Raw genomic sequence first — 13236 nt, 5'->3', positions numbered from 1 at the left:
GTCACTCTCCGCTTTCCATACGTTCCACGAGAATGCAGTCGTCCGACTGCAAAACCACCTTGAAGGCGGGGCTGACATAGGTGGAGGTTTCCTTCTCCACGATCACCAGCGGGCCCGGCACGGCCTGGCCCCTGGGCAGTCCGTGGCGCTCATAGATGTCGCAGGCATGGAAACGCTCGCTCTTCACATCGAAAACTTCGCGCGTGCCGATGACGCTGCCGCCGCCCTTTCGGGGCTGGCCGCCCAGCTCCAGCGGCAGCCGGGCCGGTGGCTCGGTCCTGGAGCGCAGCGACAGCGACCAGCTCACCACCTCGATGTCCAGGCCGTCGATGGCATGGCCGAAAAGGCCCACATAGCTTTCGACGAAGGCCTGGGCCAGGGATGCCACGCTGCCGGCGCCAAAGTCTTGCACGTCCACGGACACCGGTATTTCCCAACCCTGGCCGCAGTAGCGCATGAAGGCGCGCAGCTCCTTGGTGGTTGCGCCGCTGTAGCCGGTGTCGTTCAGGAAGCTGCCGACCTCCAGCGCCATTTCACGCAGCATGCCGTTCACGGCCTCGCCGTCGAACAGGCTCAGGCGCATGACCGAGCTGCGCAGCGATTCGTAGGCGAAGGGCGCGCGCAAGAAGCCGATGGCCGAGCCCACGCCCGCGCCGGCCGGCACCAGGAGCCGCCGTATGCCCAGCTTTTCGCACAGCCGCACGGCATGCAGCGGCGCCGCGCCGCCATAGGCGATCATGGTGTAGGCCTCCAGGTCGTGGCCGGACTCCACCGCATGCATGCGTGCGGCGTTGGCCATGTTCTCATCCACCATCTCGGCCACCGCATAGGCAGCGCGGACTTCGTCCAGGCCCTGTGGCTGCGCCACGTGCTCGGCCATGGCGCGCTGGGCGGCGCGCGTGTCCAGCTGGATGCTGCCGCCAGCGAAACGGGCGGGGTCCAGCTTGTGCAGCAGCAAGTCGGCGTCGGTCACCGTGGGGCGCAGGCCCCCGCGGCCGTAGCTGGCGGGGCCGGGCTCGGAGCCCGCGCTCTCCGGGCCCACGCGCACCTGGCGCATGTCGTCCACATGGGCGATGGAGCCGCCGCCAGCGCCGATCTCGACCATCTCGATCACCGGGATCGAGATCGGCATGCCACTGCCTTTCTTGAAGCGATAGCTGCGCGCCACTTCGAACACGCGGGCCGTCTTGGGCACATGGTGGTCGATCAGGCAGATCTTGGCGGTCGTGCCTCCCATGTCGAAGGAGAGCACCTGCTCCTGGCCATACTTGGCGGCGAAATCGCTGGCATAGATGGCGCCGCCAGCCGGCCCGGACTCCAGCAGCCGCACCGGAAATTCGGCGGCGCTGGCCAGCGACATCAGGCCGCCGCCCGAGTGGATGAGGTACAGCGGGCAGCGCATGCCCTCATCTTGCAGCGCTTGTGCCAGCCGGCGCAGGTACGAAGACATCAGCGGCTTGACATAGGCGTTGGCGCATACCGTGTTGAAGCGCTCGAACTCCCGGATCTGCGGCGAGACTTCGCTGGAGATCGACACGGACAGCCCGGGCAGGGCCTGCAAGACCAGCTCGCGCACGCGCCGTTCATGGGCAGGGTTCCTGTAGCTGTGCATCAGCCCCACGGCTACGCTCTCGAAGTCGCCCTCGCGCAGTTGTGCGATGACTTGCGCGATCTGCGCCTCGTCCAGCGGCTGCAGCTCGGCGCCCTTGGCGTCCAGCCGCCCCTGTACCGTGAAGCGGTGGTTGCGCGCGATCAGCGGCGCGGGCAGCTGTATGGCCAGGTCGTACTGCTCGAAGCGGCCCTCGTTGCGCATCTCGATCACGTCGCGAAAGCCTTCGCTGGTGATGAAGGCCGTCTTGGCCCCGCGCCGCTCAATCAGCGAATTCGTGGCCAGCGTGGTGCCATGGATGATGGTGCCGATCTGCGCGGGCTGGATGCCTGCCTGCGCGGCTGCCAGCTTCAACCCCTTGACGATGGCGCGTTCGGGCTTGTCATAGTCCGTCAGCACTTTCTCGCTGAACAGGGCGCCATCCACTTCCAGCGCAATGTCCGTGAAGGTGCCTCCGATATCCGCACCTGCACGTATGGTTTGCGTATTTGCCATTGACCGTTTCTCCGAATGCATTCCAGTTCTGCTCGCTCGGCAACAGGCGCGACTTGCGCAAACAGGCCTGCTGGCCTGCGCAAGTCCCGACAGGTTTTCGGGCGCTCTGGAGCGGATGATCCGGGCAGGCGAATGGCGTGACAAACAATTTATTCGAGCGTCAGGACAAGCGCTGCTTTGCGGGTGGAAACCACTACATGGAAACCCGCGCCGTGTGCGGGTTGCGTCGCTGGCCATCTGCGCTCGCCCAAAGCAAAAGCCCCGCAGGCGCAAACCTGCGGGGCTTTGATTTTGGTGCTGGCGAGGCTCGGGGCCTCGCCTGGCGGGCAATTACATGCCCATGCCGCCCATGCCACCCATGTCGGGCATGGCCGGAGCCGGTGCGTCGGCCTTGGGGGCCTCGGCGATCATGGCTTCGGTGGTCAGCAGCAGCGATGCCACGGATGCGGCGTTCTGCAGTGCGGTGCGGGTCACCTTGGTCGGGTCCAGGATACCCATTTCCAGCATGTCGCCGTAGGTGTCGTTGGCGGCGTTGAAGCCGTAGTTGCCCGAGCCGTTGAGCACGGCGTTCACGACCACCGAGGGCTCACCACCGGCGTTGGCCACGATCTCGCGCAGCGGGGCTTCGATGGCCTTGAGGATCAGCTTGATGCCAGCGTCCTGCTCGGCGTTGTCGCCCTTCAGCGCGCCGACAGCCTGGCGAGCGCGCAGGAATGCCACGCCGCCGCCGGCCACGATGCCTTCTTCCACCGCAGCGCGGGTAGCGTGCAGGGCGTCTTCAACGCGGGCCTTCTTTTCCTTCATCTCGACTTCGGTGGCTGCGCCAACCTTGATCACGGCCACGCCGCCGGCCAGCTTGGCCACGCGCTCTTGCAGCTTTTCACGGTCGTAGTCGCTGGTCGCCTCTTCGATCTGGATGCGGATCTGCTTGACGCGGGCTTCGATTTCGGCAGCCTGGCCAGCACCGTCGATGATAGTGGTGTTTTCCTTGCCGATCTCGACGCGGGCAGCTTGGCCCAGGTCTTCCAGCGTCACCTTCTCCAGCGACAGGCCCACTTCCTCGGCGATCACCTTGCCGCCGGTCAGGATGGCGATGTCTTCCAGCATGGCCTTGCGGCGGTCGCCGAAGCCAGGAGCCTTGACGGCCACGACCTTCAGGATGCCGCGGATGGTGTTGACCACCAGGGTGGCCAGGGCTTCGCCTTCGACGTCTTCAGCCACGATCAGCAGCGGACGGCCAGCCTTGGCCACGGCTTCCAGCGTGGGCAGCAGGTCGCGGATGTTGCTGACCTTCTTGTCGTACAGCAGCACGAAGGGGTTGTCCAGGATGGCGGCCTGCTTCTCGGGATTGTTGATGAAGTAGGGCGACAGGTAGCCGCGGTCGAACTGCATGCCTTCCACGACATCCAGCTCGTTGTCCAGGCTCTTGCCTTCTTCCACGGTGATCACGCCTTCCTTGCCGACCTTGTCCATGGCTTCGGCAATGATGCTGCCCACGGATTCGTCGGAGTTGGCAGAGATCGAGCCGACCTGGGCGATTTCCTTGGAGGTGGTGGTGGCCTTGGATTGCTTCTTCAGCTCTTCCACCAGGGCGGCGACAGCCTTGTCGATGCCGCGCTTCAGATCCATGGGGTTCAGGCCGGCGGCCACGTACTTGGAGCCTTCGCGCACGATGGCTTGGGCCAGCACGGTGGCGGTGGTGGTGCCGTCACCGGCGATGTCGTTGGTCTTGGAGGCCACTTCCTTCACGAGCTGGGCGCCCATGTTCTGCAGCTTGTCCTTGAGCTCGACTTCCTTGGCCACGGACACGCCGTCCTTGGTCACGGTGGGGGCGCCGAACGAGCGCTCCAGCACCACGTTGCGGCCCTTGGGGCCCAGGGTGACCTTGACCGCGTTGGCCAGGATGTTCACGCCTTCAACCATGCGAGCGCGGGCTTCGCCGCCGAAAACTACGTCTTTTGCTGCCATTTTTGGCTCCTACAAAGATTTGGATCAAATTGGCTGCTAAGCCTTATCTGTAAAGCGCTAGCAGCTATCAAAAAAGAAGTTTGCCGAGGCTTATTTCTCGACAACTGCGAAGAGGTCTTCTTCCTTCATCACCAGCAGTTCGTTGCCATCGACCTTCACGGTCTGGCCGGAGTACTTGCCGAACAGCACGCGGTCGCCGACCTTCACGCCTAGGGCGATGGCTTCGCCCTTGTCGTTCTTCTTGCCGGGGCCCACGGCCAGCACTTCGCCCTGGTCGGGCTTCTCGGCTGCGTTGTCGGGGATCACGATGCCCGAAGCGGTCTTGGTTTCGTTTTCCAGGCGCTTAACGATCACGCGATCGTGCAGGGGACGCAGGTTCATCACAACTCCTTCAATGGTGTAGATACCGGATTTCGACACATTGCCAGGCCCGGGAAAGACGGTGTGCCTGGCGGGAAACAAGCGAGAAGCCGGATGCTGTTAGCACTCGACTTCCACGAGTGCTAATAATACGGTCAACTCGGAATGATTCAAGAGCAGGCGGTGAAAATTTTGCGCGAAGGCCGCCATCGTTTTGATGAAACGGCGGTGAAACCCTGGCGTGGAAAGCGCAAGCTGCTATTTTTTCAGGAGTATGCGGGTTTACCCGGCCAGGGCCTGCAGCGCGTCGCCGGTGAGGCGGTAGCGTATCCATTCGCTCTGGGGCTTGGCGCCAAGGCTGTCATAGAAGCGGATGGCGGGGGTGTTCCAGTCGAGCACGCTCCATTCGAAGCGGCCGCAATCGTTTTCCACGGCGATGCGCGCCAGGTGGCGGAACATCGCCTTGCCGGCGCCATGGCCGCGGCAGGCCGGATCGATGTACAGATCTTCCAGGTACAGGCCGTTGCGCCCCTGCCAGGTGGAGTAGTTGAAGAAATACACCGCGAAGCCTATGGCCCGGCCATCCTGCTCGCAGATCAGCCCGTGCGCGGTGGCGCCTGCGCTGAACATGGTGCGGTGCACATGCGCCGGCGTGGACAGTACCTCGTGCTCGGCTTTCTCGTAGATCGCCAGGTCGCGCACAAAGCGCAGGATGGTATCGGTGTCTTCGATGGTGGCGGGGCGGATGGTGAGGGCCATGAAGTGAGGGCTGTACGCGAAAAGCGTGCAATGCTAGCAGCCCTGTGGGCAGGGAAGCCAGGCGGAGACCAGGTACGCAACCAGGGCTCCGGTGGCTATGCCGCCCAGGATTTCCCAGCGTGTGTGCCCCATGCGTTCGCGCAGCGGGGCTGCATCCTGCCGGTCGCGGGCCAGCCGGTTGATGGCGGCCGCATGCTGGCCCACCTGCCGGCGCAGGCTGGCGGCATCGAGGATCACGATGAAGGCCAGCGCCAGCGCCACGCCGAACGCAGGATGCGAGATGCCATGCCTGAGTGCGATCAGCACGGCCATGCTGCTGACGATGGCGCTGTGGTTGCTGGGCATGCCGCCATAGCCGATCAGCCCGAAGGCGGGCTTGCCCGCACGCAGGCTGTTGATGGCGAACTTGAGCGTGCCGGCCGCCAGCCAGGCCAGCAGCGGCGTCAGCAGGTAGGACAGGTCCATGCGCATCCCTTTCATCACCCCTTGAGCCCGGCCAGCGCCCACACGCATACGGCCACCCAGGCCAGCACGGTGGCCAGCAGCGGCTTGTCGGCCAGCAGCGCATCGGTGGGCGATTCGCCGCCGTCGAGCACGTCCACCACGTACCAGTAGCGGAACAGGCCGAACAGCACCAGCGGGATCGACACCACCAGCTGCGGCCGCACCGACATGACGAACATGCTGTAGAACAGCAGCGCGCCGGTGGCGGCGATTTCCGCATACCGGTCCACCAGCGGCACCGAGTATTTCTCCAGCACCGCCCGCGCTTCGGCGCCGCTTTGCTGCAGTTCCTGGCGGCGCTTGAGCGCGGCCAGGTACAAGGCCAGGCACAGCGTGGTGACGAACATCCAGGCGCTGACGGGAACCTGCAGCGCCTGGGCTCCGCCCCATACGCGCAGCACGAAGCCGATCGCGATTGTGAAGATGTCCAGCACCGGCTGGTGCTTCAGATAGAAGGTGTAGGCCAGATTCAGCAGCAGGTAGGCCGCAATCGCCTGCGCCACCGGCGGTGCCTGCCAGGCGCCCGCGGCCAGCAGCAGGTATAGCAGTCCCAGCAAGGCCAGCGCCTGCGGCACCGTCACCAGGCCGCAGGCCAGCGGGCGGGTGCGCGATTTGCGCGGATGCCTGCGGTCGTGTTCGATATCCCTGAGGTCGTTCACGATATAGGTGGCCGACGAGGCCAGGCAAAACAGCAGCATCGCCGCCAGCGCATGCGCCACCGCGCCACGGTCCAGGAACGAGCCGGTGAAGATCAGCGGCGCCAGCACGAAGCCGTTCTTCACCCATTGCCGGGGCCGCAGCAATTGCAGCAGTCCACGCAGGCGCATGCGCGGCGCTGGCTTCATGGCCTGGCCCAGCGCCGCGCCAGGCCGAACAGGACGCCGGTCCAGAGCAGGATGAAACCGCTCAGGAACACGGCCGCATGGCGCTCCACTTCGAGCAGGCCATCGCCGAACACCGAGCTGAAGATGCTGTAGAAGCACAGCAGTCCGCCTATCCAGATGGCGTGGGCCCAGGCGGCATTGCTGCCGCGTGGCGTGAGCGAGAACACGAAGGCCGCTGCCGCAATGAGCACCATCGCTGCGATGCCGGCATGGTACGCCGGCCGGGGGGCCGCCACGATCAGCGAAGACGGCGAGGTGGCGAACAGCGCGGGCGCGAGCGTGCTTGCATGGTGCGGGAACAGGTATCTGATGAAACCGTAGACGAGCTGGTATTCGTCCACGCCGGCCAGCAGGGTCTTGGCAATGGTGGCGGGCTGCCCTAGGGCCAGGTTCAGCAGTTTCAGCCGGCTGACCTGCGCCACCTCGGGGCAGGTATTGACCTTGAGCCCGTGATTGAACACATGGGCACTGACGCCAGCATGCTGGGCGCATTCGGGCCGCAGGCCCACAAGGGTTGCCGCCTGCTGCGGATTGCTGGAATGCATGAGCACGCCATAGAAAATGGTATCGGTGCGGTTGACGCGGTCGATGCCGGCATAGAAATCCTTGCTTTCCGGTGGCCGCAGATAGAGCTGGCACAGGCTGGCCACGACGATGCCGCACAGCACGGCTGCCGCATGGGCCGGGTAGCGTTTGCCGTTCATCAGCACGAACAGCGCCGCCAGCACGATGCCGAGAAACAGGTATTGCTGGTTCGAGAAGCCCAGCATGAAGACCAATCCCGCCATCAGCAGCCAGCTGGAGCGGCGGCGGGTGAATGCATCGACGCGGCAGGCGATCAGCGCGAGGGCGAAGAATAGCGAGAAGAACAGGCTGGTGAACACCGGGTACAGCGAGTGGAAGTACATCAGGCTGCTCAGATCCCACAGCAGCAGCACGAAGCTCACGGCCAGCAGCAGCCGCAGCCGCATGCTGGTGATGGCGGACAGCAGCCAGGCGAAGACCAGGAGCAGCACTGCCAGCTTGGCATAGCCGAGCTGCTGGATGGGAAACTGGTCGCCCAGCTGGTGCCACAGCTTCAGGCTGCTGAGGTACAGCGATTCGGCCGTGGGATTGCAGAACTGCCACAGCCGCTCGCCGTTGTAGGTCAGCATGGGCACCACCCGGTCGGGCGCTGCGCTGTGGAAGAGCTCGGAGCGCTCGTCGAAGTTCCAGATGCCCACGCAGCCCGAGGTGCGCAGGAAGTCGAAATTGTTCGGGTAGCCCAGCAGCGGCTGGTGCGCGGAAAAGACCAGGAACCGGGCCATGCCGAGCAGCACCAGGGCTGCGATCAGCAGCCAGGGCCAGCGGGAGCCGCCATGGGCGGGGGGGAGAGCTTTCATGGGGGCTATTGTCCGCTGCCCGAGAGCAGGTTTTGCAGGATGCGGAAATGGTCTTCGAAGAACTCCGCCTCGCGCGCGGCGATGCCGGCGATCGGTAGCCAGAAGGCCTCGGCCGCGTCGTCGCCGGCGTGCACGCCGGGCCGGGGCGCGTCTTTCAGGTCGAAATAGTGCACATGGGTGATGGTGCGGCCGCGCTGGCTGCGGTCGGGGTGGTCGAAGACGGTGACGGACACCAGCGCGGCTTTCAGCGCGGCCTCGTCCAGTGCGCAGTGGGTTTCTTCGGCCAGCTCGCGCAGGCAGGACTGCCATAGCGTGTCGCGCGGCTCCAGGAAGCCGCCGGGCAGCGCCAGCAGGCCCCGGCCAGGGGCATGGCCGCGGCGGATCAGCAGCACCTCGCCGCGCGAACGCAGCAGCGCGTCCACGGTGACAAACACCGGCGGATAGGGCGCGGCGGCCCAGGAGGCCCGGTACTGGCGCAGCATCCGCCATTCGGCCTGCAGCTCGGCATATTCGGGGCACCGGCTCCATTGCTGCAGGAAGGCCAGCGAGGACCGCGGCAGCGCCGGCGCCAGTGCGGGAAAGCCTTGCTCCAGGGCGGCGGGCCCGGCGCCGAAGTAGGCGTCGCGCACCGGTGTCGCGTCGAATTCGTTTTGCCGCGGCAGGCTCACCAGTTGCCAGCCGGGGAAGTGCGCGAGATAGCTGCTGCTGCTGTCCTTGAAATGGCCCACCAGCCCGATGCGGTCGCCCTGCGCGGTGTGCTGCCGCACGGCTTCGCGCACGGCGGCCACCCAGCGCGGCTCGTCGTAGTAGTCGCGCACCGGCACGCAGCGCACGCGGGCGGCCTGCTCGGGCGGCAGCGCGCCGGCCAGCATCTCGGCGCGCTCCTGCCAGGTGAAGGGGTTCTTGGGGCTGCGCGCCTGGAAGGCCGAGCCGAGGATGGCCACCACCTGGCGCGCGCGCGCCAGCGCCTGCTGCAGCAGCGCCAGGTGGCCGAGGTGCGGCGGCTGGAAGCGGCCGATCAGTACGGCGCAATCGTAGATATCGGGAGCGTTGCTCATGTCTCAGGGGTAAAAGGCGGCGATCGGCATCTGCCGGCCGGTGCCGAAGGCGCGCGGGCGCAGCCGCAGGATGGGTGGGGCCTGGCGGCGCTTGTATTCGCTGCGCACGATCATGCGGCGCACCTTGTCCACGGTGGCGCGGCCCTCGGCCGTGGTTTCGAATTGCTCGACGAAGCGGCGGGCCGATTCGTATTCGCGGCTGGGCAGGTGCAGGCCTTCGATCAGGATGCGCAGGATCTCGTCGAGCACCGGGTAGGGCGGCAGGCTGTCCTCGTCCTTCTGGCCCGGCGCCAGCTCGGCCGACGGCGGCTTGTCGATGATGGCCTGCGGGATCAGCGCGCGGCTGGCGCGTTCGTTGAGGTGGCGCGCCAGCGCGAACACCTCGGTCTTGTACAGGTCGCCGATCAGGCCCAGGCCGCCGTTGGTGTCGCCATACAGCGTGCAGTAGCCGACCGAGATTTCGGATTTGTTGCCGGTGGTCAGCAACAGGTGGCCAAAGGCGTTGCTGAACTCCATCAGGATGGTGCCGCGGATGCGCGCCTGCAGGTTCTCCAGCGGCAGGCCCTGCAGCGGCTGGCCAAAGCTGGCCTGGTACTGGGCGCTGTAGGCACCCACCAGCTCGGCGATGGGGTGGGTCTTGAGCGCTATTCCCAGGTTGCGGCACAGCGCCACCGAATCATCGACCGAGCCGCTGGACGAGAACCGCGACGGCATGGTGATGCCGACCACGTTGCCAGGCCCCAGCGCCTCGGCGGCCAGCGCCAGCGTGAGGGCCGAGTCTATGCCGCCCGAGCTGCCCACCACCACCTGCCGGAAGCCGCAGCGGCGCGCATAGTCGGTGAGGCCCAGCACGATCTGCTCGCGGTAGAACTCCATGGTGGGCAGGCCCTGCTCGGGCGGGCGGGGCGGCTGGCGGCCATCGGCCGTGAGAAAAGAGCCCTGCTCCAGCCGCAGCGTACAGACCGATTCGGTGAAGCGCGGGGCTTCCCACACCACGCCGTCGCCCGGCTGCACCGCGAACGAGGCGCCGTCGTAGACGATCTGGTCGTGCCCGCCGATCTGGTTCAGGTACAGGATGGGCAGTTCGTGGCGCCGGGCGGCCTGGCCGAAGATCTGGTGGCGCTGCTCGCGCTTGCCGAGCTGGCTGGGGCTGGCGTTGATGCTGACGAGCACGTCGGGCGCGGCGTCGGCCATGCGCTCGAAGGGGTTGGTGGCGTAGTCGGCGCCGGTGTCGTTCCAGCCGTCCTCGCAGATCAGGAAGCCCACCTGGGCGCCGCCGATGCGCAGCACCTTGGCCACGTCGCGCCCGGGCTCGAAGTGGCGGCGCTCGTCGAAGATGTTGTAGGTGGGCAGCAGCTGCTTGTCGTACTGCAGGCGGATGGCACCGTCCTGCAGCACCAGCAGGCTGTTGTGCAGCGGCTTGCCGGGGCCCTTGCGCCGCGTGGGCGCGCCCACCACCCAGTACAGGCCGGGCCAGCGGCGCGTGGCGGCCAGCAGCCGGGCCAGGCCGGCATCGACGCGGGCCAGGAACTCGGGCTCGTCCAGCAGGTCGCCGGGATAGTAGGCGGTGAGCGACAGCTCCGAGAAGACCACCAGGGCCGAGCCGTCGGCATGGGCGCGCTCGGCGGCGGCGGCCATCCTGTCGATATTGCCGTCGATGTCGCCGACGGTGAAGTTCAGCTGGGCCAGCGTGATGCGCAGCATGGCGGCTCCTCAGTTCTTGACGTCGAAGACCTGTTTCAGATACGCCAGGTAGGTCTCGTCGTCGCACAGGGTCTTGCCCGGGCTGTCCGAGAGCTTGGCCACCGGCTGGCCGTTGGCGTGGGTGAGCTTCATCACGATGTTGATGGGCGTGAGGCCCATGTCGTTGGCCAGCTGGGTGCCGATGCCGAAGCCGCACTGGATGCGGTCGGCGAAGTGCTGGTACAGCGCCAGCGCGGTGTCCAGCGTCAGCCCGTCGGAGAACACCAGCCGCTTGGTGTGCGGGTTGATGCGCAGCTGCTCGTAGTGGGTGAGGGCCTTCTCGCCCCACAGGTAGGGATCGCCCGAGTCGTGGCGCAGGCCGTCGAAGAGCTTGGCGAAGTACAGGTCGAAGTCGGCCAGGAAGGCGTCCATGCCCACGGTATCGGTCAGCGCGATGCCCAGGTCGCCGCGGTACTCCTGCACCCAGTCTTCCAGCGCGGCGCTCTGGAAGTCGCGCAGGCGCACGCCGTGCGCCTGGTAGCTTTGCAGGTATTCGTGCGCCATGGTGCCTATGGGCACCAGGCCCAGGTCGCGCGCCAGCAGCACGTTGGAGGTGCCCTTGAACCATTGTGCCGTCTGGGTGGCGAAGGTCTGTACCACCTCGCGCTGCCAGGCGCCCGAAAAGCGCCGGCGCACGCCGAAGTCGAACAGCTCGAACGGGTGGCGGTGCTTGGCCTCGCGAGCCAGCTCCTGCAGGCGCACCACCTTGGCGGCCAGGCGCCTGCGGCCCTCGGTGAGCGCCGCCTGCTGGTCGAAGCGGCGGAAATACAGCTCATTGACGATGGACAGCACGAAGATCTCGAAGCCCATCACATGCACCTGCGGGCCGCTGGCCACGATGTGCAGGTGTTCGCCATCGGCCCTGACCTCGATGAAGTCGCGCTGGAACTGGAAGATGCGCAGGAAGTCGATGAAGTCCGACTTCATGAAGCGCCAGCTCGCCAGGTAGTCGAGCTCGTCCTTCCTGAACTTGAGCTGGCACAGCTGGTCGATCTCGGCGCGCACCTCATCCACCAGCTGCGCCATCGGAAAGTCGGTCTGGGTGCGGCAGACGAAGCGGTACAGCGACTGCGTCTGCGGGTGGCGGTGCAGCATGGCCTGCCACATGGTGAACTTGTACAGATCGGTGTCGAGCAGGCTGGTGATGATGGGCGTCATGCCGTTGTCTCTGTGTTTAACCTGTGAAATTGATAGCTGTCGGCGCTTAATCCATGGGCGCTACATGCCAAAAAGACTATAAATCAAATGCCGCGCTGTTCTCGCAGCGTACACCGAGTTCGCGCATGCGCGAGAAAAACGCGTCCTGCGCCGCCTCGAAGCCGGCCACTGGGCTCATGCAGTCGGCCAGCAGCACGATGCGCGACAGATCGGGCAATCCCCAATACTGCACGATGTGCTCGGTGGTGGCGCGCACGCAGTGGCTGCCGGCTTCGCCGGCGATCACGAGCAGGGAGCTTTCGCGCAGCCCGGCCAGCAGGGCCTGGTTGACATCGGTGTCCGCATCCTGCGGGTCGGGCACCTCGGCGCGCACGGCGCTGTAGTGCTCGGTCCAGGGGTTCATGCCCTTGAAGACATGCCGCACCGCGCGCTGGCGCTGCTCCTGCCAGCGGCGGCTGGCGGCCAGCACGTCGGCGTGCACGCCATGGCCCCAACTGCCGATCTCGCAGTGCAGCGGCCAGACCATCAGCTGGTAGCGGCCCTGGGCCTGCAGCGCATCCAGGTAGGCCAGGGTGCGCGGCAGCACCGCGGCGTTGCGCGGCAGGTAGTCGCCGGCGCGCACCTGGGCCGCGCTGATGGCGGTGAAGGGCGCAACCGCCGCGCCGCCGCGCTGCCGCCAGAAGGCGGGGTGGGCGATGTCGTAGGCCTGGTGCGAATCGAGCGTGATGGTGATGCGCTCGAGCCGCGCGGCCTGCCGCTCCATCCAGCGCGCCAGGCGCTGCATGTCGGCATGCGCGCCGGTCACCGGCAGGGCCGGCGCCTGTCCCGCGCGGGGCGCAAAGTCGCAGAAATCATTCTGCGGATCGATGATGAGCAATTGGGTGGTCTGCTGCATGGCGGCACTCCTTCGATGCCATGCAGTCTATTGCGGCCGTGGTGCAGCGGTGCAAACCCCTAGCCAAAGAGGCTGATGCCCAGCATGGCCAGCACCACGAAGATGATCGCGATGGCCACGAAGATGAAGAACAGAATCTTGGCGACGCCTGCCGCGCCGGCCGCGATGCCGGTGAATCCGAACACGCCGGCAACCAGCGAGATGATGGCGAAGATGATGGCCCACTTCAGCATGAAAGACTCCTTCTCGTTGAACAGGGTCCAGCGTAAAGCGTCTACTTGCGCCTTGCCCGTAGGCATTTGCAGGAAAGCCTGCGTAGGATGCCGCCCCGCCAGAGAACATGGCCCCCACGCAGGCAAGCCGAAACTGCTGCCAGCCAGTGCGCAGGTTTGAAGGCAGAGGCCGGGACTCGCCCCGGCGG

Annotated in this window: 12 protein-coding genes; all 12 read right to left on the bottom strand. The window is 66.1% G+C overall.

All coding sequences use genetic code 11. The features are described 5' to 3' along the window. Position 1: 1 nt before the first annotated feature. A complete protein-coding gene (locus ACODRX_RS13065; protein ID WP_488871940.1) occupies positions 2-2104 on the bottom strand; it encodes a hydantoinase/oxoprolinase family protein in 2103 nt (700 codons plus the stop codon). A gap of 330 nt (positions 2105-2434) precedes the next feature. Next, on the bottom strand, positions 2435-4072 hold the full coding sequence (groL, locus tag ACODRX_RS13060; protein WP_488871939.1) for a chaperonin GroEL: 1638 nt from the start codon (positions 4070-4072) through the stop codon (positions 2435-2437). Between the two features lie 90 nt (positions 4073-4162). Further along, positions 4163-4453, bottom strand: a complete 291-nt coding sequence (gene groES / locus ACODRX_RS13055; protein ID WP_488871938.1) for a co-chaperone GroES — start codon at positions 4451-4453, stop codon at positions 4163-4165. Positions 4454-4714: 261 nt separating this feature from the next. Then, positions 4715-5191: a GNAT family N-acetyltransferase gene (locus ACODRX_RS13050; protein ID WP_488871937.1), complete on the bottom strand. Its 477-nt coding sequence runs from the start codon at positions 5189-5191 to the stop codon at positions 4715-4717. A gap of 33 nt (positions 5192-5224) precedes the next feature. After that, the gene (locus ACODRX_RS13045) at positions 5225-5656 is read right to left on the bottom strand and encodes a divergent PAP2 family protein (protein WP_488871936.1); all 432 of its coding nucleotides are present in this window, start codon (positions 5654-5656) and stop codon (positions 5225-5227) included. A 14-nt stretch (positions 5657-5670) separates the two neighbouring features. Beyond that, positions 5671-6540: a decaprenyl-phosphate phosphoribosyltransferase gene (locus ACODRX_RS13040; RefSeq protein WP_488871935.1), complete on the bottom strand. Its 870-nt coding sequence runs from the start codon at positions 6538-6540 to the stop codon at positions 5671-5673. Beyond that, positions 6537-7961 carry a hypothetical protein gene (locus ACODRX_RS13035; RefSeq protein WP_488871934.1) on the bottom strand — a complete coding sequence of 475 codons (1425 nt, stop codon included), beginning with the start codon at positions 7959-7961 and terminating at the stop codon, positions 6537-6539. Before ACODRX_RS13035 ends, ACODRX_RS13040 begins: the two co-directional genes overlap by 4 nt. 5 nt (positions 7962-7966) lie before the next feature. After that, positions 7967-9019: a bifunctional nicotinamide-nucleotide adenylyltransferase/Nudix hydroxylase gene (locus ACODRX_RS13030; RefSeq protein WP_488871933.1), complete on the bottom strand. Its 1053-nt coding sequence runs from the start codon at positions 9017-9019 to the stop codon at positions 7967-7969. 3 nt (positions 9020-9022) lie between these two features. After that, complete coding sequence (locus ACODRX_RS13025) at positions 9023-10723, bottom strand: NAD+ synthase (protein ID WP_488871932.1); 1701 nt, start codon at positions 10721-10723, stop codon at positions 9023-9025. Positions 10724-10732: 9 nt separating this feature from the next. After that, complete coding sequence (gene pncB, locus ACODRX_RS13020; protein WP_488871931.1) at positions 10733-11920, bottom strand: nicotinate phosphoribosyltransferase; 1188 nt, start codon at positions 11918-11920, stop codon at positions 10733-10735. A 76-nt stretch (positions 11921-11996) separates the two neighbouring features. After that, on the bottom strand, positions 11997-12815 hold the full coding sequence (locus tag ACODRX_RS13015; RefSeq protein WP_488871930.1) for a cysteine hydrolase family protein: 819 nt from the start codon (positions 12813-12815) through the stop codon (positions 11997-11999). 59 nt (positions 12816-12874) lie between these two features. Next, the gene (locus ACODRX_RS13010) at positions 12875-13048 is read right to left on the bottom strand and encodes a DUF1328 domain-containing protein (RefSeq protein ID WP_488872038.1); all 174 of its coding nucleotides are present in this window, start codon (positions 13046-13048) and stop codon (positions 12875-12877) included. Between the last annotated feature and the right edge of the window lie 188 nt (positions 13049-13236).

The organism is Comamonas sp. FG99, assembly GCF_057808605.1.
Note: the sequence above shows the minus strand (reverse complement) of the source record. Positions and strands in the feature narration are given on the sequence as shown.

Coding starts and splice junctions, on each gene's coding strand:
- ACODRX_RS13065 (WP_488871940.1), bottom strand. CDS start 2,104: ATGGCAAATACGCAAACCATACGTGCAGGTGCGGATATCGGAGGCACC.
- groL (WP_488871939.1), bottom strand. CDS start 4,072: ATGGCAGCAAAAGACGTAGTTTTCGGCGGCGAAGCCCGCGCTCGCATG.
- groES (WP_488871938.1), bottom strand. CDS start 4,453: ATGAACCTGCGTCCCCTGCACGATCGCGTGATCGTTAAGCGCCTGGAA.
- ACODRX_RS13050 (WP_488871937.1), bottom strand. CDS start 5,191: ATGGCCCTCACCATCCGCCCCGCCACCATCGAAGACACCGATACCATC.
- ACODRX_RS13045 (WP_488871936.1), bottom strand. CDS start 5,656: ATGGACCTGTCCTACCTGCTGACGCCGCTGCTGGCCTGGCTGGCGGCC.
- ACODRX_RS13040 (WP_488871935.1), bottom strand. CDS start 6,540: ATGAAGCCAGCGCCGCGCATGCGCCTGCGTGGACTGCTGCAATTGCTG.
- ACODRX_RS13035 (WP_488871934.1), bottom strand. CDS start 7,961: ATGAAAGCTCTCCCCCCCGCCCATGGCGGCTCCCGCTGGCCCTGGCTG.
- ACODRX_RS13030 (WP_488871933.1), bottom strand. CDS start 9,019: ATGAGCAACGCTCCCGATATCTACGATTGCGCCGTACTGATCGGCCGC.
- ACODRX_RS13025 (WP_488871932.1), bottom strand. CDS start 10,723: ATGCTGCGCATCACGCTGGCCCAGCTGAACTTCACCGTCGGCGACATC.
- pncB (WP_488871931.1), bottom strand. CDS start 11,920: ATGACGCCCATCATCACCAGCCTGCTCGACACCGATCTGTACAAGTTC.
- ACODRX_RS13015 (WP_488871930.1), bottom strand. CDS start 12,815: ATGCAGCAGACCACCCAATTGCTCATCATCGATCCGCAGAATGATTTC.
- ACODRX_RS13010 (WP_488872038.1), bottom strand. CDS start 13,048: ATGCTGAAGTGGGCCATCATCTTCGCCATCATCTCGCTGGTTGCCGGC.